Genomic DNA, 24,226 nt, shown 5'->3' with positions numbered 1-24,226 from the left:
GTTAAACCAATATAGTTAGCATGAATAACTAGTTTACCGCGTTGTCCGGTGAGCGCCTATCATTGCAGTTGAATTGTGCGAAGGTACACCCGTTTCGTTTACTATTTGCACGACAATTGGTCAACCAGCAGGCGGAATTTGGCTACCAGTTATCTGGCGGAGGTTTTCCCTACTCGACAAGCGGTGTCGGTAAACAACACTCACTCGGTTGTTTACCGACCTGTTAGCGTATTAATTAAGTTCCTGTACCCCACCGCCGGAGACGGTAAGTATTTGCCCGCTTATCCAGCTGGCAGCTGGTGAACAGAGGAATAGCGCCGCGTTGGCAATATCTTGCGGTTGGCCCAGACGCCTGATTGGCGTGTGCTGCAACATTTTCTGTTCAATTTCTGGTGTAATAACGGATTTCAGGGCATCAGTTAATATTGCCCCAGGCGCTATGCCATTCACCCGAATATTTTTTTCACCCAGGTCAAACGCCATATTCCTGACCAGATGGCTGGCCGCAGCTTTAGATGACGCATAGGAAGTCATGTTTTTATTTTTATTTTCTGCCGCCATAGATGTGATGGTCAAAATAGCGCCTCCGCCATTTTTTTCCATTTCAGGCGCAATGAGTTGTGACAGATGAAAAAAAGAAAACACATTCAGTTCATAAGCGCGGCGGAAATCCGCCATTGGCATATCAAACGGTTTAGGACCACCACCACCAGCATTGTTAACCAGAATATCAACTTTGCCCAACTTACTGATGGCAAAGCCTGCCAGAGCAGATAACTCCTGTTCGGAAGTAATATCACAGCGCCAGGCAAATGCCTGCCCACCCAACTGTTGAATTTCATCTACAACATGATTAGCTGCATCGGCGTTAATATCACTGACCACCACAGATGCGCCAGCTGTCGCGAATGTAATGGCGATTTCTTTACCAATACCTGCACCCGCACCTGTAATGATGGCGCATTTTCCGTCGAGTCTCAGGTTGTCAGAATTAAACACATAAACCTCCTGTGAACTTCAGTAAAAATAAAAGGCACCGCCTGTGTGCCACATTTTTTATCATTAACCTTGAGGAAAGGACACTACCAGGTATAGCAGATAAAGAGAGGATTATTTCGCCGCAATGAGCCGGGCGGGAATAATAAGATTACGTGAATGCGTCTCTTCATGGGAGATTTTTTGCATCATGCGATCCGCAAGTGTCGTACCAAGTTCCCGCGCAGGCGTGCTGGCCCAGGTAACGGGTATATCATCAAGTGCGGTTGGCGTCGCATCGGTAAATGCCGCCAGTGAAACCTGTTGTTCAAAGTAACGATCGACGCCACTTTCGCCACTTTGTCGTCCAGCTTTCAGCAAGCCAAACCATGCCCCCATTGCAATGGTTTCGTTGTAACAAACCACGGCGCTGATGGTCGGGTTATGGCGCAAAAGCGCCGTAATGGCTTCCGCAGCTTGCTTCTGACTCGAGGCACACTCCAGTACCCAATCACTGTGAAACGGCAGGCTGAATTTTAATAGTGTCGCGCAATAGCCACCCACTCGTTCCGCACGGGTTAAAGAGGAACTTTGCCCTCCCAGCCAGGCAATACGCTGGTGTCCATTGCGAATGAGATGCTCCGTCAATAACTGCGCTGCCTGCATGTTATCCGGGCGAACAGTATCAACATCATCAAGATAACTGGCTCGGGAAGCGAAAATCACCGGGATACCTTTTTCTTCTGCCATGCGCCGCAGGTCATCACTGCTACCCGCCGCACCGGCAATGACGACGCCATCGACGCCCTGGTTCAGTAGCAGTGAAAAGCGCTGGGTCAGTTGCTCGCCGTCTTTACCGCCGTGGAGCAAAAAAACCATTCGCCCCTGCGCTTCCAGTGCCTCCGTCAGCCCGGCTGTTAATTCAGCGTAAAACGGCGCAGACAAGTCACGCACAATTAAGCCAACCACACCACTCTGCCCGCCGCGTAGTGCCGACGCCTGGCGATTGCGCACAAACCCCAGTTCTTCAATGGCGGCGTTAACACGTTCTCCTGTAGCGGTAGATATTCGCCCTTTGCCACTTAGCACCAGCGAAACAGTACTGACCGACACGCCCGCAGCCAGCGCAACATCATGAATGGTGATTTTTTTGGCGGTAGCCATGCAGATGACCTACTCCCTGATTTTGTGACAGATAAAACGTTTTACCTTTTATTTATCTTATACCCGCTATTATCGTTGCGTAATGTGATTTATGCCTCACTAAAATTTGATAAAACGTTTTATCTTCTCGCGCAATTTACTGAATCCAGATTGTTCTCTACGAGGAGTCGTTTTATGACGGCGAAAGCAGCACCAAAAGTCACACTGTGGGAATTCTTCCAGCAGCTAGGCAAAACCTTTATGTTGCCTGTCGCATTACTGTCGTTCTGCGGCATTATGTTGGGGATTGGCAGTTCCCTTAGTAGTCACGATGTCATCACACTGATCCCGGCATTGGGTAACCCTATGCTGCAGGCCATCTTTACCTGGATGAGTAAGGTTGGTTCGTTCGCGTTTAGTTTCCTGCCAGTGATGTTCTGTATCGCCATTCCGCTGGGTCTGGCGCGCGAAAACAAAGGCGTCGCGGCGTTCGCTGGTTTTGTTGGTTACGCAGTGATGAACCTGGCAGTGAACTTCTGGTTGACCAATAAAGGCATTCTGCCGACCACCGATGCTGCCGTGCTGAAAGCCAATAACATTCAAAGCATTCTTGGGATCCAGTCGATCGACACCGGGATCCTCGGTGCAGTTATCGCCGGTATTATCGTCTGGATGCTGCATGAGCGTTTCCATAATATCCGCCTCCCGGATGCGCTGGCGTTTTTCGGCGGTACGCGCTTCGTGCCAATCATCTCCTCGCTGGTGATGGGCCTTGTCGGTCTGGTGATTCCATTGGTCTGGCCGATCTTCGCCATGGGCATTAGTGGATTAGGCCATATGATTAACAGCGCGGGTGATTTCGGACCTATGCTGTTTGGTACGGGTGAGCGTCTGCTGTTACCATTTGGTCTGCATCACATTCTGGTGGCATTAATTCGCTTTACCGACGCAGGCGGCACGCAGGAAGTCTGCGGTCAAACCGTCAGCGGCGCACTAACCATCTTCCAGGCGCAATTGAGTTGCCCGACCACTCACGGTTTCTCTGAAAGCGCCACGCGTTTCCTCTCGCAGGGCAAAATGCCTGCATTCCTCGGCGGTCTGCCAGGTGCAGCGTTAGCTATGTATCACTGTGCGCGCCCGGAAAATCGCCATAAAATTAAAGGTCTGCTGATTTCTGGCCTGATCGCCTGTGTCGTTGGCGGCACTACCGAACCGCTGGAATTCCTGTTCCTGTTCGTAGCGCCAGTTCTGTACGTCATCCACGCGCTGTTAACCGGCCTCGGCTTCACCGTCATGTCCGTGCTCGGTGTCACCATCGGTAATACCGACGGCAATATCATCGACTTTGTGGTGTTCGGTATTCTGCATGGACTGTCAACCAAGTGGTACATGGTGCCAGTGGTGGCGGCAATCTGGTTTGTTGTTTACTACGTCATCTTCCGTTTCGCTATCACCCGCTTCAATTTGAAAACCCCTGGCCGCGATAGCGAAATTGCCAGCTCAATCGAAAAAGCCGTTGCCGGTACGCCAGGTAAATCAGGTTACAACGTTCCGGCAATCCTCGAAGCCTTAGGCGGTGCCGATAATATTGTCAGCCTCGATAACTGCATTACTCGTCTGCGTTTGTCAGTGAAAGATATGTCCCTTGTTAATGTGCAGGCACTGAAGGACAATCGGGCAATTGGCGTAGTACAACTTAATCAACATAACCTGCAGGTTGTTATCGGGCCGCAAGTTCAGTCAGTCAAAGATGAAATGGCCGGTCTGATGCGTACTGTTCAGGCATAAGGATAAGATATGTTCGATTTTTCGAAGGTCGTGGATCGTCATGGCACATGGTGCACACAGTGGGATTATGTCGCTGACCGTTTCGGCACTGCTGACCTGTTACCGTTCACGATTTCAGACATGGATTTTGCCACCGCTCCCTGCATTATCGAGGCGCTGAACCAGCGCCTGATGCACGGCGTGTTTGGCTACAGTCGCTGGAAAAACGATGAATTTCTCGCGGCTATCGCCCACTGGTTTTCCACACAGCATTACACCGCCATTGATACGCAGTCGGTGGTATATGGCCCTTCCGTTATCTATATGGTGTCGGAGCTGATTCGTCAGTGGTCCGCTGTCGGTGAAGGTGTGGTGATCCATACCCCGGCCTACGACGCATTTTACAAAGCCATTGAAGGTAATCAGCGCACCGTGATGCCCGTTGCTTTAGAGAAGCGGGTTGATGGTTGGTTTTGCGATATGGGTAAACTGGAAGCCGTGTTGGCGAAACCGGAGTGTAAAATTATGCTCCTGTGTAGCCCTCAGAATCCTACAGGTAAAGTCTGGACTTGCGATGAACTGGAAACAATGGCTGACCTGTGCGAACGCTATGGTGTGCGCGTTATCTCCGATGAAATCCATATGGATATGGTATGGGGCGAGCAACCGCATATTCCCTGGAGCAATGTAGCTCGCGGCGACTGGGCGCTACTGACTTCTGGTTCGAAAAGTTTCAATATTCCGGCTCTGACCGGGGCTTACGGGATTATTGAAAATAACGACAGCCGTGAAGCGTATTTATCGGCCCTGAAAAGCCGTGATGGGCTTTCCTCCCCTGCGGTACTGGCGTTAACCGCCCATATCGCCGCCTATCAGCAAGGCGCGCCATGGCTTGATGCCTTACGCGTTTATCTGAAAGATAACCTGACGTATATCGCAGAGACGATGAACGCCGCGTTCCCTGAACTCAACTGGCAGATTCCCCAATCCACTTATCTCGCATGGCTTGATTTACGTCCGTTGAACATTGATGACAACGCGTTGCAAAAAGCCCTGATTGAACAAGAAAAAGTGGCAATCATGCCAGGATATACCTACGGTGAAGAAGGCCGTGGCTTTGTTCGGCTCAATGCCGGATGCCCACGTTCTAAACTGGAAAAAGGTGTCGCTGGATTAATTAACGCCATCCAAGCTGTACGCTAATTACGATTGCGCAACGCAAATAATCGTTGCGCAATCGTAGATTTTTACCCTGCTTTGTTTTTATAATGGTGCGCACTTTTATATCCAGAAAAAGAGTGCGACCATGATTGATACCACCCTGCCATTAACTGATATCCATCGCCACCTTGATGGCAACATTCGTCCCCAGACCATCCTTGAACTTGGCCGCCAGTATAATATCTCGCTACCTGCACAATCCCTGGAAACGCTAATTCCACACGTTCAGGTCATTGCCAACGAACCCGATCTGGTGAGTTTTCTGACTAAGCTTGACTGGGGCGTTAAAGTTCTCGCCTCGCTCGACGCATGCCGTCGCGTGGCGTTTGAAAATATTGAAGATGCTGCCCGAAACGGCCTGCACTATGTCGAACTGCGTTTTTCGCCAGGTTATATGGCAATGACGCATCAGTTGCCTGTTGCGGGCGTTGTCGAAGCCGTTATTGACGGCGTACGTGACGGTTGCCGCACCTTTGGTGTGCAGGCGAAACTTATCGGCATTATGAGCCGGACCTTTGGCGAAGCTGCCTGCCAGCAAGAGCTGGAGGCATTTTTAGCCCACCGTGATCAGATTACCGCACTGGATTTAGCCGGTGATGAACTTGGTTTTCCGGGGAGTTTGTTCCTCTCTCACTTCAACCACGCGCGTGATGCAGGCTGGCATATTACCGTCCATGCAGGCGAAGCTGCCGGGGCAGAAAGTATCTGGCAAGCCATTCGTGAGCTGGGAGCTGAACGCATTGGGCATGGCGTAAAAGCCATTGAAGATCGGGCGCTGATGGATTTCCTCGCCGAGCAACAAATTGGCATAGAATCCTGCCTGACCTCCAATATTCAGACCAGTACCGTGGCATCTCTGGCGGCACATCCGCTGAAAACGTTCCTTGAGCATGGTATCTGCGCCAGTATTAACACCGACGACCCGGGTGTTCAGGGCGTCGATATCATTCACGAATATACCGTTGCCGCGCCCGCTGCAGGTTTATCTCGCGAGCAAATCCGCCAGGCGCAGATTAATGGTCTGGAAATGGCTTTCCTCAGCGCAGAGGAAAAACGCGCACTGCGAGAAACAGTCGCAGCGAAGTAACAAAAATGGATGGTGCTAATTGCACCATCCCCTTTTCAAGCAAGGCACAAAGTCGAGCGATGTTTGGCGGACTCGATGCCCAGCTCAATCAACTCCATTACCTGAATGGCCTGACTTGCTGGCACCGGGTTTTCACCGTCGCCATTCAACGCATCACGAATGGCAGCATAGTAAGCCGGATAATTCCCCGGCACGGTCAACAGCGTTTCTTCAACACGTTCCTCGCCTTCAACACGGGTTAGTACACCGTCACGCATATCGTAGCCCCAGTCTTCCTGCGGCAGACGCTCACCATTTTTCAACCGCTCTTCCTGCGGATCGAGGCCGTATTTAACATAGCTGCCACGGGAGCCATGCACGATATAACGTGCTGACTCAGCTGCCGCCAACATGGTGCCGTGTAAAATGACCCGCCGCTGTGGGTAGGACAAAATGGCGTGGAAATAATCAGTCGACTGCGCCCCTGGGCGCAACTGTGCTAAATCCACCGTCATACTGACGGGTAAGCCAAAAAGCGTAATAGCTTGATCGAGCAAATGCGGTGCCAAATCGTACCAGATACCGCTGCCAGGGCCGCCCTGTTCACGCCAGCGATCGCGCACCTGCGGCCGAAAGCGGTCAAAATGAGACTCAAAGTACGCAACTTCACCCAGCGAGCCTTCCGCGAGCAAACCTTTTAGTGTCAAAAAATCGCTATCCCAGCGACGATTATGAAACACCGACAATACGCGACCCAGACTTTTTGCCAACGCATCCAGTTCTCGAGCTTGTGACAGTGTCACGGTAAAAGGCTTGTCGACGACCACATGTTTACCCGCTTCAAGCGCCGCTTTGGCTAACGGGAAATGGGTATCATTTGGTGTGGGAATGACAATCAAGTCTATGTTGGGATCATTAAAAAGATGCTTTGGTTCAGAGACAACCGTCACTGTTGGCCAGTCGGCTTTTACTTTTGTTTCGTCACTGCTGGAAATTACTGCCAGTTCTAGTCCGGGCGTGCCCGCAATCAGGGGCGCATGGAAGGTTTTGCTCGCATAACCATACCCAATCAACCCAACACGGATGTTGTCGCTCATGTCATTGCCTCTCAGAGAAGTACGATCGCTATTTGACACTATCCTTTACCCTCTCTCAACAGTTTAATAACCAGCCCGCAATAAGGGATGTTATTTAACTTAAGTCAAAGAAATGGCGAATTTTCTAATGATAAAAGCTAAATATCGCAAAAACCTCAGCAAAAATCTTGCTGGGGCAATTATTGCTAAGTAACATTTACCCCCTGAAGTTAATGGATCACTCAACATAGATGTGGGCAGTAATGAATCGTCTTATTGAATTAACAGGTTGGATCGTTCTTGTCGTTTCTGTCATTCTCCTTGGCGTGGCGAGTCACATTGACAACTACCAGCCGCCAGAACAGAGTACACCAGTACAACATAAGTAATACCTGCACTTGCAGAACAGCATGCAGCCCGTCCGGATGCATGTTTTAACTTGTCGGGTATTAAACCAGGAATTTATTATCTTGTGGTGTGTTGTCGGCGATTGGCAGGGATAGTAAAGCGCGTTACTCTTTTCAGGACAGTATTTCATCCCTGAATATTTACCATCAGCACATTCTTATTATTGTTATTACATAAGCGTTCACTTTTGGTGAAGTTTTATCATTACATATAATACCTACCACTTTGGTATTAATTATTTTATGGGCCTTTTATGACTGTTCAGGACTACTTATTAAAATTTCGCAAAATCAGTTCACTCGAAAGCCTGGAAAAACTCTACGATCATCTTAATTACACACTGACGGACGATCAGGACCTTATCAACATGTATCGCGCCGCCGATCACCGCCGCGCAGAGCTGGTGTCTGGCGGGCGTTTGTTTGACCTGGGCCAGGTGCCGAAGTCCGTCTGGCATTATGTCCAATAAAGAAAGTAGCGATTGATAATAAAAACCTTATAATAACGCCCCTAAAATTAGATTTGCCTGTTTGCTGTCGCTATTCTGGAGAACCTATGACCACCACAACGCCACAACGTATTGGAGGCTGGTTGCTTGGCCCTTTGGCCTGGCTGTTAGTCGCTCTATTGAGTACGACGCTGACGCTGTTACTGTATACCGCAGCGTTATCTTCTCCTCAAACATATAAAACGATCGGCGAACAAGCACTGACAACGCAAATCTTATGGGGCGTTTCTTTTATTACCGCCATCGCCATGTGGTATTACACTTTGTGGTTGACCATCGCTTTCTTTAAACGTCGGCGTTGTGTTCCTAAACACTATATTATCTGGCTACTGATCTCCGTATTACTGGCTGTTAAAACCTTCGCTTTTTCGCCAGTTGCAGATGGCGTAGCCGTGCGCCAGTTGTTGTTCACTTTGCTGGCAACCGCATTGATAGTCCCCTATTTCAAACGCTCGTTGCGGGTCAAAGCGACGTTTGTGAATCCGTAATAACCTTACAGTTAACCTGTTGTCGCCTGCTCTGGATTAACGGATAATAGGCGGCTTTTTTATTTCAGGCCGAAAAATGACTGACTACCTGTTACTGTTTGTCGGAACTGTACTGGTCAATAACTTTGTACTGGTTAAGTTTCTGGGCCTCTGTCCGTTTATGGGCGTTTCCAAAAAGCTGGAAACTGCAATGGGGATGGGGCTGGCAACAACATTTGTGATGACGCTGGCGTCAATCTGCGCCTGGCTTATCGACACGTGGATCTTGATTCCACTCAACCTGATTTACCTGCGCACGTTAGCGTTTATTTTAGTGATCGCTGTAGTGGTGCAGTTCACCGAGATGGTGGTGCGTAAAACCAGCCCGGTGCTTTATCGTCTGCTGGGGATTTTTCTGCCGCTTATTACCACCAACTGTGCGGTGCTTGGTGTCGCGTTGCTGAATATTAATCTCGGGCATAATTTCTTGCAGTCGGCGCTGTACGGTTTTTCAGCAGCTGTCGGCTTCTCGTTGGTGATGGTGCTTTTCGCAGCCATCCGCGAGCGCCTGGCTGTGGCTGATGTCCCGGCACCTTTTCGTGGTAATGCCATTGCGCTGATTACCGCAGGTCTTATGTCTCTGGCCTTTATGGGCTTTAGTGGTTTGGTGAAGTTGTAATGAATGCTATCTGGATTGCCGTTGCCGCCATCAGCCTGCTGGGCCTGGCGTTTGGCGCCATTCTGGGTTATGCCTCCCGCCGTTTTGCGGTGGAAGACGATCCGGTCGTTGAGAAAATTGACGAAATTTTACCGCAGAGCCAGTGTGGTCAATGCGGTTATCCTGGCTGTCGCCCGTATGCGGAGGCTATCAGTTGCAACGGTGAAAAAATCAACCGCTGCGCCCCTGGTGGCGAAGCTGTAATGCTGAAAATTGCCGAGTTGCTCAACGTCGAACCACAGCCGCTGGATGGCGAAGCGCAAGAGTTGACGCCTGCGCGTATGGTAGCGGTTATCGATGAAAATAACTGTATCGGCTGCACTAAGTGTATTCAGGCGTGTCCGGTGGACGCCATTGTCGGCGCTACCCGAGCAATGCATACCGTCATGAGCGATCTGTGCACAGGTTGTAATCTGTGTGTAGACCCATGCCCAACGCATTGCATCTCCTTACAACCGGTTGCAGAAACGCCAGACAGCTGGAAATGGGATCTGAACACCATTCCCGTGCGCATCATTCCCGTGGAACACCATGCTTAAGTTATTCTCTGCTTTCAAAAAAAATAAAATCTGGGACTTCGATGGCGGTATTCATCCACCGGAGATGAAAACTCAGTCCAACGGTACTCCCCTACGCCAGGTTCCGCTGGCGCAGCGATTTGTTATTCCACTGAAACAGCATATTGGTGCTGAAGGCGAGCTGTGCGTTAACGTTGGTGATAAGGTACTGCGCGGACAGCCACTCACCCGTGGACGCGGCAAAATGCTACCGGTTCACGCACCAACGTCTGGCACCGTTACGGCTATTGCGCCCCACTCTACGGCTCATCCTTCAGCGTTAGCTGAATTAAGCGTGATTATTGATGCCGATGGGGAAGATTGCTGGATCCCACGTGACGGTTGGACCGATTATCGCTCACGCACTAGGGAAGAATTAATCGAACGCATTCAGCAATTTGGCGTCGCCGGACTGGGTGGTGCTGGCTTCCCTACTGGCGTTAAATTGCAGGGCGGCGGCGATAAAATCGAAACGTTGATCATTAATGCCGCAGAATGCGAGCCATACATTACCGCCGATGACCGTTTGATGCAGGATTGCGCCGCCCAGGTCGTAGAAGGTATTCGCATTCTTGGGCATATTCTACAGCCACGCGAAATTCTGATCGGAATTGAAGATAACAAACCGCAGGCAATTTCCATGCTGCGTGCAGTGTTGGCGGATTCTCACGATATTTCTCTGCGAGTTATTCCGACCAAATATCCCTCTGGCGGCGCCAAACAGTTAACCTACATCCTGACCGGAAAGCAGGTTCCACACGGCGGTCGTTCATCAGATATCGGCGTGTTAATGCAAAACGTCGGCACGGCTTACGCAGTGAAACGAGCCGTTATTGATGGCGAGCCGATTACCGAGCGTGTCGTGACGCTGACTGGCGAAGCAATTGCACGCCCCGGCAACGTCTGGGCACGACTGGGTACGCCGGTTCGTCATTTATTGAACGATGCAGGATTCTGCCCTTCTGCCGATCAAATGGTGATTATGGGCGGCCCGCTAATGGGTTTTACCTTGCCGTGGCTGGATGTTCCGGTCGTAAAAATCACCAACTGTTTACTGGCACCGTCTGCCAATGAACTTGGCGAACCACAGGAAGAACAAAGCTGCATCCGTTGTAGCGCCTGTGCTGATGCCTGCCCTGCAGATCTCCTGCCGCAACAATTGTACTGGTTCAGCAAAGGCCAGCAGCACGATAAAGCCACCACACATAATATTGCCGATTGTATTGAATGCGGGGCCTGTGCGTGGGTTTGCCCAAGCAATATCCCTCTTGTGCAATATTTCCGTCAGGAAAAAGCCGAGATTGCCGCCATTCGTCAGGAAGAAAAACGCGCAGCCGAAGCAAAAGCGCGCTTTGAAGCTCGTCAGGCACGTCTGGAACGTGAAAAAGCCGCACGTCTTGAACGACACAAGAACGCGGCGGTTCAACCTGCGGCCAAAGACAAAGATGCGATTGCTGCCGCACTGGCACGCGTAAAAGAAAAACAGGCCCAGGCCACACAGCCTATTGTGATAAAAGCAGGCGAACGCCCGGATAACAGCGCGATTATTGCGGCACGGGAAGCGCGTAAAGCGCAAGCCAGAGCGAAACAGGCTGAGTTGCAACAGACTAACGAAGCCGCAACCGTTGCCGATCCGCGGAAAGCGGCAGTGGAAGCCGCAATTGCTCGCGCCAAAGCACGCAAGCAGGAGCAACAGCCTGCTAACGAAGAGCCGCAGGAACAGGTTGACCCGCGTAAAGCTGCCGTCGAAGCGGCTATCGCCCGTGCTAAAGCTCGCAAGCAGGAGCAACAGCCTGCTAACGAAGAACCGCAGGAACAGGTTGATCCGCGTAAAGCTGCCGTTGAAGCCGCTATCGCCCGCGCCAAAGCGCGCAAGCTGGAACAGCAGCCTGCTAACGAAGAACCGCAGGAACAGGTTGATCCGCGCAAGGCTGCCGTTGAAGCTGCTATCGCCCGCGCCAAAGCGCGCAAGCTGGAACAGCAGCCTGCTAACGAAGAACCGCAGGAACAGGTTGATCCGCGCAAGGCTGCCGTTGAAGCTGCTATCGCCCGCGCTAAAGCGCGCAAGCTGGAACAGCTGCAGGCCAACGGAGAGCAGGAAGAACAGGTTGATCCGCGCAAGGCTGCAGTTGCCGCGGCTATCGCCCGGGTTCAGGCAAAAAAAGCCGCTCAGCAAAAGGTTGTAAACGAGGACTAAATGGTATTCAGAATAGCTAGCTCCCCTTATACCCATAACCAGCGCCAGACATCGCGCATAATGCTGCTGGTACTGGTCGCAACCGTCCCTGGTATCGCTGCGCAACTGTGGTTTTTTGGCTGGGGTACTCTCGTTCAACTCCTGTTGGCCTCGGTCAGTGCACTCTTAGCCGAAGCCCTCGTACTCAAACTGCGCAAGCAATCTGTAGCTGGAACCTTAAAAGATAACTCAGCATTGCTAACGGGCTTATTACTGGCGGTAAGTATCCCGCCTCTTGCGCCGTGGTGGATGGTGGTACTCGGCACGGTGTTTGCCGTAATCATCGCTAAACAGCTGTATGGCGGTCTGGGGCAAAATCCGTTTAACCCGGCAATGATTGGTTATGTGGTATTACTGATCTCCTTCCCGGTACAGATGACCAGCTGGTTGCCGCCGCATGAGATTGCGGTCAATATCCCTGGATTCATTGACGCTGTACAGATTATCTTCAGCAGTCATACCGCCAGTGGTGGTGATATGAACACACTTCGCTTAGGTATCGATGGCATTAGCCAGGCGACACCGCTGGATACATTCAAAACATCTGTACGCGCCGGTCATTCGGTTGAACAGATTATGCAGTATCCAATTTACAGCGGTGTTCTCGCGGGCGCTGGCTGGCAATGGGTAAACCTCGCATGGCTGGTTGGTGGCGTGTGGCTGCTATGGCAGAAAGCGATTCGTTGGCATATCCCCGTCAGTTTCTTAGTGACACTGGCCCTGTGCGCAACGCTGGGTTGGTTGTTCTCTCCGGAAACACTAGCTTCACCGCAGATTCATCTGCTGTCTGGCGCGACCATGCTCGGTGCATTCTTTATTCTGACCGATCCAGTCACCGCGTCTACCACCAATCGTGGTCGTCTGATTTTCGGTGCGCTGGCGGGATTATTAGTCTGGCTGATCCGCAGTTTCGGCGGCTATCCTGACGGCGTTGCCTTTGCTGTCCTGCTGGCGAACATCACGGTTCCTCTGATCGATTACTACACGCGTCCACGCGTATACGGCCATCGCAAAGGATAAACCATGCTGAAGACTATCCGAAAACACGGTATTACGCTGGCGCTGTTCGCCGCTGGTTCAACAGGTTTAACGGCTGCCATCAACCAGATGACCAAAGCCACGATTGCTGAACAGGCTAGCCTGCAACAAAAAGCGTTATTTGATCAGGTGTTACCAGCCGATCGCTATAACAACGAGCTGGCCCAAAGTTGCTATATAGTGACTGCGTCTGAGTTAGGAAAAGGCGAGCATCGGATTTACATCGCGAAAAAGGATGATAAACCAGTAGCTGCCGTTCTGGAGGCAACCGCACCAGATGGTTATTCCGGTGCGATTCAGTTGTTGGTTGGGGCCGATTTTAACGGCACGGTACTTGGCACCCGCGTGACAGAACATCACGAAACACCGGGGCTTGGCGACAAAATCGAACTGCGCCTTTCTGACTGGATCACCCATTTCGCGGGTAAAAATATCAGCGGCGCGGATGACGCTCACTGGGCAGTGAAGAAAGATGGTGGTGATTTCGACCAGTTCACCGGAGCGACCATTACGCCTCGCGCGGTGGTGAATGCGGTAAAACGCGCCGGATTGTTTGCCCAAACGTTGCCAGCACAACTTTCTCAACTTCCTGCCTGTGGAGAATAAACCGTGAGCGAAATTAAAGACGTTATTGTTCAGGGGTTATGGAAGAACAACTCCGCACTGGTCCAGTTACTTGGCCTCTGTCCGCTGCTGGCGGTCACTTCCACTGCCACCAACGCACTGGGTTTAGGGCTTGCGACAACGCTGGTGTTGACTCTCACCAACCTGACCATCTCGACGCTGCGTCACTGGACGCCAGCCGAAATCCGAATCCCGATTTACGTGATGATCATCGCCTCGGTGGTCAGCGCCGTACAAATGCTGATTAACGCATACGCCTTTGGCCTGTATCAATCGTTAGGGATTTTTATTCCTCTGATTGTCACTAACTGTATCGTTGTTGGCCGTGCGGAAGCTTTCGCCGCAAAAAAAGGTCCGGCGCTCTCCGCACTTGATGGTTTTTCGATAGGCATGGGCGCAACCTGCGCCATGTTCGTACTGGGTTCACTACGCGAAATCATCGGCAACGGAACATTGTTTGACGGTGCCGATGCGCTGTTAGGTAGCTGGGCCAAAGTACTGCGGGTAGAGATCTTCCATACCGATTCTCCCTTCCTGTTAGCAATGTTACCGCCAGGCGCATTCATTGGTCTGGGGCTGATGCTGGCGGGAAAATATCTGATTGATGAAAGAATGAAAAAGCGCCGTGCTGAAGCAGCTGCTACACGCGAGTTGCCAAACGGTGAAACAGGGAATGTCTGATGAACAAAGCAAAACGACTGGAGATCCTCACTCGCCTGCGTGAGAACAACCCTCATCCTACAACCGAACTTAATTTCAGTTCGCCTTTTGAATTGCTGATTGCTGTACTGCTTTCCGCTCAGGCGACCGATGTCAGCGTCAATAAGGCGACGGCAAAGCTTTACCCGGTGGCCAATACACCTGCCGCAATGCTCGAACTGGGCGTTGATGGGGTTAAAACGTATATCAAAACCATTGGGCTATATAACAGCAAAGCAGAAAATATCATCAAAACCTGCCGTATTTTGCTCGAACAGCATAATGGCGAAGTTCCGGAAGATCGCGCTGCGCTGGAAGCCCTGCCCGGTGTAGGGCGTAAAACAGCAAACGTGGTATTGAATACTGCTTTCGGTTGGCCGACCATTGCTGTAGATACGCACATTTTCCGCGTCTGTAATCGCACCCAATTTGCACCGGGGAAAAATGTCGAACAGGTTGAAGAAAAACTACTCAAAGTGGTTCCGGCAGAATTCAAAGTCGATTGCCACCACTGGTTAATCCTCCACGGGCGTTACACCTGTATTGCCCGCAAGCCTCGCTGTGGCTCCTGCATTATTGAAGATCTTTGTGAATACAAAGAGAAAGTTGACATCTGACGAAAAGGGGTAACATCGTTATCCCATTGATAACTATTTCTCATCCTCTTATAAAACATCTTGTTAACGTCAATGATGCCGCCTCGCGGCATCATTGTCAGGCAATCCGTTTGTGAATAACCAAAAATGCAGGTTAATTGTTTTTTTAATAGCGAAATTTTCTATCTATTCGTGATCAAGATCACATTGATGTCATGATGTAAAAATTTTGCTCTATTTAAGTTAAATTTGACAAGGCATTGATTCAACCAGGGCATAAACCTACAAAACATTACACTGTCTATTTTTCAGATAATGGACTATCTCACTACATAAAACACCTTACAGTAGAACATATCGCCAAATATCAGTATTCCCCCTCTTCTGGTAGTGAAAAAATCTGCCGTTGCGTTTTTTGAAAAATTTAACGCTGGATAACATTTCAATGGGCCGATGATTTCTCCATGCCAGTTATATGTAACAGATTATTACAAAGGACTTGTCTGAAAGTGCAAGATAGTGAACATTACCTGCCGTTTCCCCTCCCACTATAACAATTGCGCGTATGTTTATTAGACATCACGCGAGAAAGCACCCCCGTTAATATGGGATGTAAAAAAAGAGGTAAAAGTGTCCACTGCAAACCAAAAACCAACAGAAAGCGTTAGTTTGAACGCTTTCAAACAACCGAAGGCGTTCTATCTCATCTTCTCGATCGAGTTATGGGAACGCTTTGGTTATTACGGCCTACAAGGAATTATGGCTGTTTACCTGGTTAAACAACTGGGTATGTCCGAAGCGGATTCAATCACACTTTTCTCTTCCTTTAGCGCCCTGGTTTATGGTCTTGTCGCTATTGGTGGTTGGTTAGGCGATAAAGTACTGGGTACAAAACGCGTCATTATGCTTGGTGCTATTGTGCTGGCGATTGGCTATGCGCTGGTTGCCTGGTCTGGTCACGATGCCGGTATCGTCTATATGGGTATGGCGGCAATTGCGGTCGGTAACGGCCTGTTTAAAGCCAACCCGTCTTCACTGCTGTCAACTTGCTACGAGAAAAACGATCCACGTCTGGACGGTGCATTCACCATGTACTACATGTCCGTCAACATCGGTTCATTCTTCTCTATGATTGCAACGCCGTGGTTAGCAGCCAAGTATGGCTGGAGCGTCGCATTCGCCCTTAGCGTAGTTGGTCTGTTGATCACCATCGTTAACTTCGCCTTTTGCCAACGCTGGGTTAAGCAGTACGGTTCAAAACCTGACTTCGAGCCGATCAACTACCGCAATCTGCTGTTAACCATTATTGGTGTTGTCGCGCTGATTGCTATTGCCACCTGGCTGCTGCACAACCAGGACGTTGCGCGTATGGCGCTGGGCGTTGTTGCCTTCGGTATCGTGGTTATCTTCGGTAAAGAAGCCTTTGCAATGAAAGGTGCTGCACGTCGTAAAATGATCGTTGCTTTCATCCTGATGCTTGAAGCAATCATCTTCTTCGTGCTGTACAGCCAGATGCCGACGTCTCTGAACTTCTTTGCAATCCGTAACGTTGAGCACACCATTCTGGGCCTGGCAGTAGAACCTGAACAGTATCAGGCACTGAACCCGTTCTGGATCATCATTGGTAGCCCGATTCTCGCCGCTATCTATAACAAGATGGGCGATACCCTGCCGATGCCGACTAAGTTTGCTATCGGTATGGTGATGTGTTCTGGCGCGTTCCTGATCCTGCCACTGGGCGCGAAATTCGCCTCTGACGCCGGTATCGTGTCTGTAAGCTGGCTGGTCGCAAGCTATGGCCTGCAGAGTATCGGTGAACTGATGATCTCCGGTCTGGGTCTGGCAATGGTTGCTCAGCTCGTTCCACAGCGTCTGATGGGCTTTATTATGGGTAGCTGGTTCCTGACCACTGCCGGTGCAAACCTGATTGGTGGTTATGTTGCGGGTATGATGGCTGTACCGGATAACGTAACCGATCCGCTGATGTCGCTGGAAGTATATGGCCGCGTATTCTTACAGATTGGTGTTGCTACTGCTGTTATTGCAGTGCTGATGCTGCTGACCGCGCCGAAACTGCATCGTATGACTCAGGACGATGCTGCTGATAAAGCGGCGAAAGCTGCCGTAGCGTAAATTTCAGGGAAACTCTTTTACAAGCCGCTAACTTTTCGTTAGCGGCTTTTTTTTTGTTCAGCAACGCACTACCATACTTTAAACCACAGCCAAAAGGAGTTACCGATGAAACTGTTCTACAAACCGGGCGCCTGCTCTCTTGCTTCCCATATCATCCTGCGTGAGAGCGGAAAGGACTTTACGCTCACCAGTGTGGATTTAATGAAAAAACGTCTGGAAAACGGCGATGATTACTTTGCGATTAATCCTAAAGGGCAGGTTCCTGCTCTGCTGCTGGACGATGGCACTCTGCTCACGGAAGGCGTGGCCATTATGCAGTATCTTGCCGACAGCGTCCCCGACCGCCAGTTACTGGCTCCGGTAAACAGTATTTCTCGCTATAAAACCATCGAATGGCTGAACTATATCGCCACTGAGTTGCATAAAGGCTTTACTCCGCTGTTTCACCCGGCTACACCGGAAGAGTTCAAACCGACTGCACGCGCACAGCTGGAGAAAAAACTGCAGTACGTTAACGATGCGCTGAAAGAGGATCACTGGATTTGCGGGCAACGTTTTACTATTGCTGACGCCTATCTGTTTACTGTACTGCGCTGGGCATATGGGGTGAAATTGAATCTGGAAGGTTTAGAGCATATTGCCGCCTATATGCAGCGTATGGCTGAACGTCCGACGGTAAAAGCCGCGCTAACTGCAGAAGGCTTGCAGTAATGGTTTATCGGCCCGCAGGATACTGTGGGCCGACAAGACACTTTTCAGAGCTTCGTCGCACTGAAGTAGTGTTCTGGTTTAGCAATACGATCCTGGGCTGCTACAACTTGCAGCTCATATTCCTGCATTGCTTTGGTGGTTACCATAATTTCGTATACCGCCGCGGTCACATGCTCCAGCGCCTGCTGCAACGTTGCGCCCTGTAGTAGTTTCACCAGCAGTAACCCGCTCGTCACATCACCGACGCCTACTGGCTGACGCGAGCCAAAATCTACCAGAGGACGGTCGATATGCCATGCTTCATCGGCAGTGACCAGCAGCATTTCAAAACGTTCTGTGCTGTAACCGGCACGCGCCAGATGTTTCACCAGTACGATTTCAGGCCCCTGAGCAATAAGTTCGCGCGCAGCTTTAACCGCATCTTCGACGTTATGTACCGGATGCTCGCAGAGGATTTCCAGCTCAACCAGATTTGGCGCGATGATATCGCTGGCAGGAAGACCGTGACGCACGTGGAACTCCGCCACACCTGGCGCAACGATACAGCCTTTTTCGGGGTGCCCCATTACCGGATCGCAAAAATATTTCGCCTGCGGGTTCGCCGCTTTCACCTGACGGACAATACCGAGGATATGCTCGCCCTGCTCGGCCGACCCCAGATAGCCGCTTAATACAGCATCACAAGTGTGCAACTTATCGATGGCAGCAATGCCTTGCACAATTTCGGTTAAATGGCTGGGCGGCATAACACAGCCGGTCCATTTGCCGTATTGGGTGTGATTAGAAAATTGAACGGTGTTGAGCGGCCAGACATTCGCGCCCAGGCGGCGCATTGGAAACTCTGCCGCGCTGTTACCCGCATGACCATAGACAACGTGAGACTGGATAGCGAGAATATTTTTCATCGTGTTCCCTGTATAAAAATCAGGGGGAGTGATTTCTCACCCCCCCTTTCCACTTAATGCATTATTTCCAGCAAATCAGACAGTAATTCTTTTTGCCGCGACGAAGTAAGGTATAACGACCAAACAGACGATCTTCTTCTTTAAAGAAGTATTCTGGATCGGACTGTTTTTCACCATTAATGGTGATGGCATTAGAGGCGATAGTTTTACGCGCCTGACCACGGGAAGGTTGCAGTTCAGAATCAACCAACGCCTGCATCAGATCAGCGCCTTTTTCCATCTCTACCATCGGTACGCCGTCCTGCGCCAGTTGTTCGAAGTCCGCTTCACTCAGCGCACTCAGAGAACCGCTGAACAGGCACTCGGTAATACGTTTCGCAGCTTGCAAACCTTCTTCACCGTGAACCAGACGCGTCACCTGCTCCGCAAGCACATACTGAGCGCGTGGCGCTTTACCGCTGTTTTTGTCTTCTTCTTCGAGGACATTGATCTCTTCAATGCTCATAAAGGTAAAGAACTTCAGGAAGCGGTAAACGTCAGCATCAGCAGTATTGATCCAGAACTGGTAGAACTTGTACGGACTGGTTTTCTTCGGATCCAGCCATACTGCACCACCTTCAGTTTTACCGAACTTAGTGCCGTCTGCTTTGGTGATAAGAGGAACGGTCAGGCCAAACACCTGGTTCTGATGCAGACGACGGGTCAGATCGATACCAGAGGTGATGTTACCCCACTGGTCAGAACCGCCGATTTGCAGCACCACACCGTACTGTTTGTTCAGGCAGGCAAAGTCATAGCCCTGCAACAGGTTGTAGGAAAACTCGGTAAACGAAATCCCCTGATCTTCACGGTTGAGACGCTGTTTAACCGCTTCTTTGTTGATCATCTGGTTAACGGAGAAGTGTTTGCCGATATCGCGCAGGAAGGTCAGCACATTCATATTGCCGAACCAGTCATAGTTGTTCGCTGCGATAGCAGAGTTTTCTCCGCAGTCGAAATCGAGGAACGGGGCAACCTGCTTGCGGATTTTGTCCACCCACTCCTGAACAGTTTCTTCAGTGTTCAGCTTACGCTCGGCAGCTTTGAAGCTCGGGTCGCCAATCAGACCCGTGGCGCCGCCTACCAGCGCAACCGGCTTGTGGCCCGCCTGCTGGAAGCGTTTCAGGCATAACAATGGAACAAGATGCCCCAAATGCAAGCTGTCAGCGGTAGGATCGAAGCCGCAATAGAGCGCGATCGGGCCTTGCGCCAGTCGCTCTGCTAACGCTTCTTCGTCCGTCACCTGGGCCACCAGCCCCCGCTCTTGCAATTGTTTAATCAAGTTACTGCTTGCCATCAAAATCTCCATGTATATAACGACTGCACCTTTGCCGGTACACGACTTTTCGCCAGATGCGAAAGAGACATAGAATAAAGTGCCGGAATCAGGAGTACCAGCGATTAAAGCAAGATTTTTGCATCTTTTCAGGGTGCGAGGCGATCGATTTTCCACGCCTCGTTTTCACGCTGGTACAAAAAGCGGTCATGCAGCCGATGCTCACCGCCCTGCCAGAACTCAATCTGTTCAAGGCTGACGCGAAAACCGCCCCAAAAGCTCGGCAACGGCACTTCGCCCTGCTGAAACTTCTGCTTCAATTCCAGGAATTTGCTTTCAAGGATCCCACGCGCAGAAATACGGCTGGACTGCTTCGATACCCACGCGCCAATCTGGCTATCACGCGGGCGGCTATGAAAATATTTCATCACTTCGAGAGTCGAAAGACGTTCCGCTTTACCGATAACCATCACCTGCCGTTCCAGGGTATGCCATGGGAAAAGCAGGCTAACGCGCGGATTATTTTCGATTTGGTGTGCTTTACGGCTGCCGAGGTTGGTGTAAAACACCATCCCTTTTTCATCGTAATGTTTTAGTAAAACAATGCGCTGATAGGGTTGACCATGTTCATCAACGGTGGCGACGACCATCGCAGTAGGATCGGCCAGTTTGGCTTCACAGGCCTGAGAAAGCCAGCGTTCAAAAAGGGTTAAAGGATCGGCGGGAAGATCGCGGCGGCGTAAACCGCCTTTTGTGTATTCGCGGCGCAGATGCGCGATTTGCTGCAATTCGTCGTTATCAGCCATGGTTTTCTTTACAAATTGTCAGTGGGTGACGCTATTGTGCGCCGCCCCTGGAAAAATCTCAACGCTGCGGATTTTGTAACTGACAGTTATTCAAGACGATGCGGTCACGTTTATAGACCGTCGCCTCATCACCTTTTGACCAGAAAACGTAGATACCGTCGGTATAACGTGCGCCAGACGCTGAAATCCCCTGTTTAAGGTGCAGCAGTTGATTATCATAAACAAAACTAACTTCCTGACGCGGATTATTCAGTTTGACCGTCAACGGTTTTTCATCACACTGGTATTCCAGCGTATCAGTTTGCATGCGCTCAACCAGTTGATTAAACGCGCCACAGCCGGTAAGAAATAGCGGCAGACAAAGTAGTAACAGTTTTTTCATAAACATATCCCGAAGACTTTCCTGGTCCGGAGGGCAAAAACGCCCTCCTCAACTTCCAAGTGTAACGGCAGACGCAGTAAGAAAAATTCAGTTAACTCTGATATCGCGGGTTTGCAGGGAAAATAGCGCCCAATACCGTTTCCTCGCTTGCGCCGGTAACGGAAGGTAGATTGCCGGGCAGCCCAGCCAGCGTTCGCCAGGCAAGCCATGCGAAGGCTAACGCTTCCATGTCATCGCCGCTAATGCCAACGGCATCGGTGGAGGTCACTTCAGTACCGGGCAGTAATGCAGCCAGCCTCGCCATGAGCAGCGGATTGCGACTTCCGCCACCACATACCATCAATCGATCGCAGCCACCGCTCAACAAGACTTGTTCAGAAATGGTCACGGCGGTAAGTTCCGCCAGTGTTGCCTGGACATCTCGCGCATCCAGGCCAGGGAAATCGCGTAGATGGCGCTCCAGCCAGGCATAGTTAAAGTATTCGCGCCCGGTGCTTTTGGGTGCTGGCTGGGAAAAATAGGGATCGCTAAGCATTTTTTGCAGCAGCGGCAGAATAACCTTACCCGCCCGCGCCCACTCAGCGTCTTTATCGTAAGGTTTACCGACCTGACGCCAGATCCATGCGTCCATTAGCATGTTGCCCGGTCCGGTATCGTAGCCACCTACCGGCATCCCTGGTATGAGTAGTGACAGATTGGCAATACCACCAATATTAAGCACCATTCGCCGCTCAGTTGGATGGGCCAGCAATGCCTGATGAAAAGCAGGAACCAGCGGTGCGCCCTGGCCACCTAAGGCGATATCGCGACGGCGAAAATCCCCGACGACGGTAATTCCAGTCCGCGCAACAATTTGATTGTTATCACCAATCTGTAGCGTATGTGGCGCAACGCCCGTGGGTTCGTGCCAGACGGTCTGGCCATGACAACCGATAGCTACGATATCTTTCGGCTGTAAATTTTCTGCTTTTAATAGTGCATTAACGGCATCCGCAAACAAGCAGCCAAGTCGGGTATCCAGTTGACCAAACTGGGAGAGCGTAAGCTGTTGCCCCTGGCAAATATCCAGCACCGCCTGTTTGAGTGATGGGGGAATCGGCCAGCTCAAACTTGCCAGCTGCGCCACCCGGTGTTCATCGATCGTCGCTAACACAACATCGACACCATCCAGGCTAGTACCTGACATAACACCAATAAAGCGGCCTGATTTCATAGTTCATCCTTTTTCAACCTGATGTTTGCGTTCCACTCAAACACAAACCTTTCGCGAATTCCATGCATAAGAGCCGATTTTTATCGTTGGTAGTAAAAGATTATATTCACATCAATAACTAATATGAATGTTTTGTTTATACTTGGTTAACCCTACTCTAATTATGATTTAATCATGTTTTAGTGGAACATGTAATCATGGTTATACTAATGCGGTTTACTTTGACCATTAGGGATGCTTGTGAGGCGTTTCATGGTAATCAGGAGATTTTTCAATGATTAAACGCGTACTGGTTGTATCAATGGTAGGTCTTTCTCTTGTTGGTTGTGTTAACAACGATACCCTATCTGGCGATGTTTATACTGCCTCTGAAGCGAAGCAAGTGCAGAATGTCAGCTACGGCACAATCGTGAACGTACGGCAGGTACAGATTCAGGGCGGTGATGATTCCAACGTCATCGGCGCAATTGGCGGTGCGGTTCTCGGTGGTTTTCTTGGTAATACCGTTGGTGGCGGTACTGGACGCTCTTTGGCTACCGCAGCAGGTGCCGTCGCGGGTGGTGTAGCCGGTCAGGGCGTACAGAGCGCAATGAACAAAACACAGGGTGTGGAGCTGGAAATTCGTAAAGATGATGGCAACACCATCATGGTGGTACAGAAACAGGGCAATACCCATTTCTCTCCGGGACAACGTGTCGTTCTGGCTAGCAACGGCAGCCAGGTGACGGTTTCCCCGCGCTAAACAAGTTGACGTGTGGTCAGCTACCTGGCCACACGCCCCCTTTATTTCACCCTTTGGCCTGTAACTCAGTAATATTATGCTCAAGTTTTGCAATGAGCCTAATCAGTTGTTCCAGTTCCTCTGCTGAAATCCCATCCAAAATTTCCGCCCGGGTCTTGTTAATAACAGCTTCCATTTCGCTAATCAGCGGCTCCGCCTTTTCCGTCAGTTTAATACGTTTGGCCCGCCGATCGCTGGGACAAGTTTGACGCGAAATTAACCCTTTTTCTTCCAGTTGGTCCAACGTACGAACCAGTGATGGCTGCTCAATGCCGATCGCTTTTGCCAGTTGAATTTGCGACTGGTCTGGAGGTAACTGATGTATATTATGCAACGTCACCCAATGGGTTTGCGTTAACTCCAGGGGTTTCAGGCGATGGTCTATCAGAGCACGCCATATGCGCACCAACCGTGCCAGATCAGAACCTAGTGGCGATTCCAATTTCATCTCCTTATAATTAGCTTGCTAAGATATTATACGGCTTTTAGAATAGTGTGCAGCAATTGTATTGCTAAAACAAATGGATTGCTGCATTTGCTTACCGTCAGACATGCTTTTCAGAAATAGCGAGTAATTTTCTCTCACATAAACAATATTTATTAATCTAAAGCAATAAACTCAGCCTCAAAGGAATCTATTTTGTGAAGTTTATGCATAGTGCAACAGGATTGCCCCTACAAGATCTGGTGTTCGGTGCATCCGTCTACTTTCCTCCGTTTTTCAAAGCCTTCGCGCTTGGATTCGTCGTCTGGCTTGTCCTGCACCGCCTGCTTCGCGACTGGATCTACGCGGGCGACATCTGGCATCCCTTGTTAATGGATTTGTCGCTGTTTGCGATCTGCGTATGCTCCGCCCTGGCAATATTGATTGCGTGGTAACT

At 50.4% G+C, this 24,226-nt stretch carries 26 protein-coding genes; 17 read left to right on the top strand and 9 right to left on the bottom strand.

Annotation, left to right across the window (positions count from 1 at the left end; genetic code table 11):
* Nucleotides 1-231 precede the first annotated feature (231 nt).
* The gene (gene hdhA / locus FEK50_RS11980) at nt 232-999 is read right to left on the bottom strand and encodes a 7-alpha-hydroxysteroid dehydrogenase (RefSeq protein WP_131161924.1); all 768 of its coding nucleotides are present in this window, start codon (nt 997-999) and stop codon (nt 232-234) included.
* A gap of 111 nt (nt 1,000-1,110) precedes the next feature.
* Nucleotides 1,111-2,139, bottom strand: coding sequence for a mal regulon transcriptional regulator MalI (gene malI / locus FEK50_RS11975; protein ID WP_131161925.1), 1,029 nt, complete (start codon nt 2,137-2,139; stop codon nt 1,111-1,113).
* A gap of 174 nt (nt 2,140-2,313) precedes the next feature.
* Here malI and malX point away from each other — a divergent pair, with 174 nt between their 5' ends.
* The 3 genes from malX to add all read left to right on the top strand — a co-directional run bounded on the left by malX (nt 2,314) and on the right by add (nt 6,193).
* On the top strand, nt 2,314-3,906 hold the full coding sequence (gene malX / locus FEK50_RS11970; protein WP_131161926.1) for a PTS maltose transporter subunit IICB: 1,593 nt from the start codon (nt 2,314-2,316) through the stop codon (nt 3,904-3,906).
* A gap of 9 nt (nt 3,907-3,915) precedes the next feature.
* On the top strand, nt 3,916-5,088 hold the full coding sequence (malY, locus tag FEK50_RS11965) for a bifunctional maltose regulon transcriptional repressor/cystathionine beta-lyase MalY (RefSeq protein ID WP_131161927.1): 1,173 nt from the start codon (nt 3,916-3,918) through the stop codon (nt 5,086-5,088).
* Nucleotides 5,089-5,191: 103 nt separating this feature from the next.
* A complete protein-coding gene (gene add / locus FEK50_RS11960) occupies nt 5,192-6,193 on the top strand; it encodes an adenosine deaminase (RefSeq protein ID WP_130209355.1) in 1,002 nt (333 codons plus the stop codon).
* A gap of 35 nt (nt 6,194-6,228) precedes the next feature.
* Here the strand turns inward: add and FEK50_RS11955 are convergent, their stop codons facing one another.
* The gene (locus FEK50_RS11955; RefSeq protein ID WP_064530016.1) at nt 6,229-7,269 is read right to left on the bottom strand and encodes an oxidoreductase; all 1,041 of its coding nucleotides are present in this window, start codon (nt 7,267-7,269) and stop codon (nt 6,229-6,231) included.
* A 242-nt stretch (nt 7,270-7,511) separates the two neighbouring features.
* Here FEK50_RS11955 and blr point away from each other — a divergent pair, with 242 nt between their 5' ends.
* The 12 genes from blr (at nt 7,512) to gstA (ending at nt 17,943) form a co-directional block, all read left to right on the top strand.
* Nucleotides 7,512-7,637, top strand: a complete 126-nt coding sequence (gene blr, locus FEK50_RS11950; protein WP_032147885.1) for a division septum protein Blr — start codon at nt 7,512-7,514, stop codon at nt 7,635-7,637.
* Nucleotides 7,638-7,909: 272 nt separating this feature from the next.
* Nucleotides 7,910-8,125, top strand: a complete 216-nt coding sequence (gene ydgT / locus FEK50_RS11945; protein ID WP_064530017.1) for a transcription modulator YdgT — start codon at nt 7,910-7,912, stop codon at nt 8,123-8,125.
* Between the two features lie 86 nt (nt 8,126-8,211).
* Nucleotides 8,212-8,652, top strand: a complete 441-nt coding sequence (locus FEK50_RS11940) for a DUF2569 domain-containing protein (RefSeq protein WP_130209359.1) — start codon at nt 8,212-8,214, stop codon at nt 8,650-8,652.
* Nucleotides 8,653-8,728: 76 nt separating this feature from the next.
* Nucleotides 8,729-9,310 (top strand): electron transport complex subunit RsxA, encoded by a 582-nt coding sequence (gene rsxA / locus FEK50_RS11935; protein ID WP_000133193.1) that lies wholly within the window; start codon nt 8,729-8,731, stop codon nt 9,308-9,310.
* The gene (gene rsxB, locus FEK50_RS11930) at nt 9,310-9,888 is read left to right on the top strand and encodes an electron transport complex subunit RsxB (RefSeq protein WP_130209361.1); all 579 of its coding nucleotides are present in this window, start codon (nt 9,310-9,312) and stop codon (nt 9,886-9,888) included. The genes rsxA and rsxB overlap by 1 nt, the downstream gene beginning before the upstream one ends.
* Nucleotides 9,881-12,103, top strand: a complete 2,223-nt coding sequence (rsxC, locus tag FEK50_RS11925; RefSeq protein ID WP_131161928.1) for an electron transport complex subunit RsxC — start codon at nt 9,881-9,883, stop codon at nt 12,101-12,103. The genes rsxB and rsxC overlap by 8 nt, the downstream gene beginning before the upstream one ends.
* A complete protein-coding gene (gene rsxD / locus FEK50_RS11920) occupies nt 12,104-13,162 on the top strand; it encodes an electron transport complex subunit RsxD (protein WP_131161929.1) in 1,059 nt (352 codons plus the stop codon).
* A 3-nt stretch (nt 13,163-13,165) separates the two neighbouring features.
* Nucleotides 13,166-13,786, top strand: a complete 621-nt coding sequence (gene rsxG / locus FEK50_RS11915) for an electron transport complex subunit RsxG (RefSeq protein WP_131161930.1) — start codon at nt 13,166-13,168, stop codon at nt 13,784-13,786.
* A gap of 3 nt (nt 13,787-13,789) precedes the next feature.
* Entirely contained in the window at nt 13,790-14,485 is a 696-nt protein-coding gene (gene rsxE, locus FEK50_RS11910; RefSeq protein ID WP_064530022.1) for an electron transport complex subunit RsxE, read from the top strand.
* Nucleotides 14,485-15,120, top strand: coding sequence for an endonuclease III (nth, locus tag FEK50_RS11905; RefSeq protein ID WP_001030332.1), 636 nt, complete (start codon nt 14,485-14,487; stop codon nt 15,118-15,120). The genes rsxE and nth overlap by 1 nt, the downstream gene beginning before the upstream one ends.
* 609 nt (nt 15,121-15,729) lie before the next feature.
* The gene (dtpA, locus tag FEK50_RS11900) at nt 15,730-17,232 is read left to right on the top strand and encodes a dipeptide/tripeptide permease DtpA (protein ID WP_064530078.1); all 1,503 of its coding nucleotides are present in this window, start codon (nt 15,730-15,732) and stop codon (nt 17,230-17,232) included.
* 105 nt (nt 17,233-17,337) lie between these two features.
* Nucleotides 17,338-17,943, top strand: coding sequence for a glutathione transferase GstA (gene gstA, locus FEK50_RS11895; RefSeq protein ID WP_130208170.1), 606 nt, complete (start codon nt 17,338-17,340; stop codon nt 17,941-17,943).
* Between the two features lie 44 nt (nt 17,944-17,987).
* Here gstA and pdxY read toward each other — a convergent pair whose 3' ends face one another.
* The 5 genes from pdxY to anmK form a co-directional block, all read right to left on the bottom strand.
* A complete protein-coding gene (pdxY, locus tag FEK50_RS11890; protein WP_130208172.1) occupies nt 17,988-18,848 on the bottom strand; it encodes a pyridoxal kinase PdxY in 861 nt (286 codons plus the stop codon).
* A 61-nt stretch (nt 18,849-18,909) separates the two neighbouring features.
* Nucleotides 18,910-20,184, bottom strand: a complete 1,275-nt coding sequence (gene tyrS, locus FEK50_RS11885) for a tyrosine--tRNA ligase (RefSeq protein WP_131161931.1) — start codon at nt 20,182-20,184, stop codon at nt 18,910-18,912.
* Nucleotides 20,185-20,312: 128 nt separating this feature from the next.
* A complete protein-coding gene (gene pdxH, locus FEK50_RS11880) occupies nt 20,313-20,969 on the bottom strand; it encodes a pyridoxamine 5'-phosphate oxidase (protein WP_064530026.1) in 657 nt (218 codons plus the stop codon).
* A 58-nt stretch (nt 20,970-21,027) separates the two neighbouring features.
* Entirely contained in the window at nt 21,028-21,357 is a 330-nt protein-coding gene (gene mliC, locus FEK50_RS11875; RefSeq protein WP_130208174.1) for a C-type lysozyme inhibitor, read from the bottom strand.
* An 85-nt stretch (nt 21,358-21,442) separates the two neighbouring features.
* Entirely contained in the window at nt 21,443-22,564 is a 1,122-nt protein-coding gene (anmK, locus tag FEK50_RS11870) for an anhydro-N-acetylmuramic acid kinase (RefSeq protein ID WP_131161932.1), read from the bottom strand.
* 274 nt (nt 22,565-22,838) lie between these two features.
* Here anmK and slyB point away from each other — a divergent pair, with 274 nt between their 5' ends.
* On the top strand, nt 22,839-23,306 hold the full coding sequence (gene slyB, locus FEK50_RS11865) for an outer membrane lipoprotein SlyB (protein WP_064530029.1): 468 nt from the start codon (nt 22,839-22,841) through the stop codon (nt 23,304-23,306).
* Between the two features lie 46 nt (nt 23,307-23,352).
* Here the strand turns inward: slyB and slyA are convergent, their stop codons facing one another.
* Entirely contained in the window at nt 23,353-23,787 is a 435-nt protein-coding gene (gene slyA / locus FEK50_RS11860) for a transcriptional regulator SlyA (protein WP_064530079.1), read from the bottom strand.
* 200 nt (nt 23,788-23,987) lie between these two features.
* Here slyA and FEK50_RS11855 point away from each other — a divergent pair, with 200 nt between their 5' ends.
* Nucleotides 23,988-24,224, top strand: coding sequence for a DUF1656 domain-containing protein (locus tag FEK50_RS11855; RefSeq protein WP_130208178.1), 237 nt, complete (start codon nt 23,988-23,990; stop codon nt 24,222-24,224).
* Nucleotides 24,225-24,226: the final 2 nt, after the last annotated feature.

Origin of the sequence: Escherichia sp. E2586 (assembly GCF_005781105.1) — a bacterium.
Lineage (GTDB): Bacteria > Pseudomonadota > Gammaproteobacteria > Enterobacterales > Enterobacteriaceae > Escherichia.
The sequence above is the reverse complement of the archived record's forward strand: the minus strand, read 5'-3'. Positions and strand labels throughout refer to the sequence as shown.

What these genes read in the sequence shown, in the direction of transcription:
- malI (WP_131161925.1), bottom strand. Translation starts at nt 2,139, where the DNA reads ATGGCTACCGCCAAAAAAATCACCATTCATGATGTTGCGCTGGCTGCG.
- malX (WP_131161926.1), top strand. Translation starts at nt 2,314, where the DNA reads ATGACGGCGAAAGCAGCACCAAAAGTCACACTGTGGGAATTCTTCCAG.
- malY (WP_131161927.1), top strand. Translation starts at nt 3,916, where the DNA reads ATGTTCGATTTTTCGAAGGTCGTGGATCGTCATGGCACATGGTGCACA.
- add (WP_130209355.1), top strand. Translation starts at nt 5,192, where the DNA reads ATGATTGATACCACCCTGCCATTAACTGATATCCATCGCCACCTTGAT.
- FEK50_RS11955 (WP_064530016.1), bottom strand. Translation starts at nt 7,269, where the DNA reads ATGAGCGACAACATCCGTGTTGGGTTGATTGGGTATGGTTATGCGAGC.
- blr (WP_032147885.1), top strand. Translation starts at nt 7,512, where the DNA reads ATGAATCGTCTTATTGAATTAACAGGTTGGATCGTTCTTGTCGTTTCT.
- ydgT (WP_064530017.1), top strand. Translation starts at nt 7,910, where the DNA reads ATGACTGTTCAGGACTACTTATTAAAATTTCGCAAAATCAGTTCACTC.
- FEK50_RS11940 (WP_130209359.1), top strand. Translation starts at nt 8,212, where the DNA reads ATGACCACCACAACGCCACAACGTATTGGAGGCTGGTTGCTTGGCCCT.
- rsxA (WP_000133193.1), top strand. Translation starts at nt 8,729, where the DNA reads ATGACTGACTACCTGTTACTGTTTGTCGGAACTGTACTGGTCAATAAC.
- rsxB (WP_130209361.1), top strand. Translation starts at nt 9,310, where the DNA reads ATGAATGCTATCTGGATTGCCGTTGCCGCCATCAGCCTGCTGGGCCTG.
- rsxC (WP_131161928.1), top strand. Translation starts at nt 9,881, where the DNA reads ATGCTTAAGTTATTCTCTGCTTTCAAAAAAAATAAAATCTGGGACTTC.
- rsxD (WP_131161929.1), top strand. Translation starts at nt 12,104, where the DNA reads ATGGTATTCAGAATAGCTAGCTCCCCTTATACCCATAACCAGCGCCAG.
- rsxG (WP_131161930.1), top strand. Translation starts at nt 13,166, where the DNA reads ATGCTGAAGACTATCCGAAAACACGGTATTACGCTGGCGCTGTTCGCC.
- nth (WP_001030332.1), top strand. Translation starts at nt 14,485, where the DNA reads ATGAACAAAGCAAAACGACTGGAGATCCTCACTCGCCTGCGTGAGAAC.
- gstA (WP_130208170.1), top strand. Translation starts at nt 17,338, where the DNA reads ATGAAACTGTTCTACAAACCGGGCGCCTGCTCTCTTGCTTCCCATATC.
- pdxY (WP_130208172.1), bottom strand. Translation starts at nt 18,848, where the DNA reads ATGAAAAATATTCTCGCTATCCAGTCTCACGTTGTCTATGGTCATGCG.
- tyrS (WP_131161931.1), bottom strand. Translation starts at nt 20,184, where the DNA reads ATGGCAAGCAGTAACTTGATTAAACAATTGCAAGAGCGGGGGCTGGTG.
- pdxH (WP_064530026.1), bottom strand. Translation starts at nt 20,969, where the DNA reads ATGGCTGATAACGACGAATTGCAGCAAATCGCGCATCTGCGCCGCGAA.
- mliC (WP_130208174.1), bottom strand. Translation starts at nt 21,357, where the DNA reads ATGTTTATGAAAAAACTGTTACTACTTTGTCTGCCGCTATTTCTTACC.
- anmK (WP_131161932.1), bottom strand. Translation starts at nt 22,564, where the DNA reads ATGAAATCAGGCCGCTTTATTGGTGTTATGTCAGGTACTAGCCTGGAT.
- slyB (WP_064530029.1), top strand. Translation starts at nt 22,839, where the DNA reads ATGATTAAACGCGTACTGGTTGTATCAATGGTAGGTCTTTCTCTTGTT.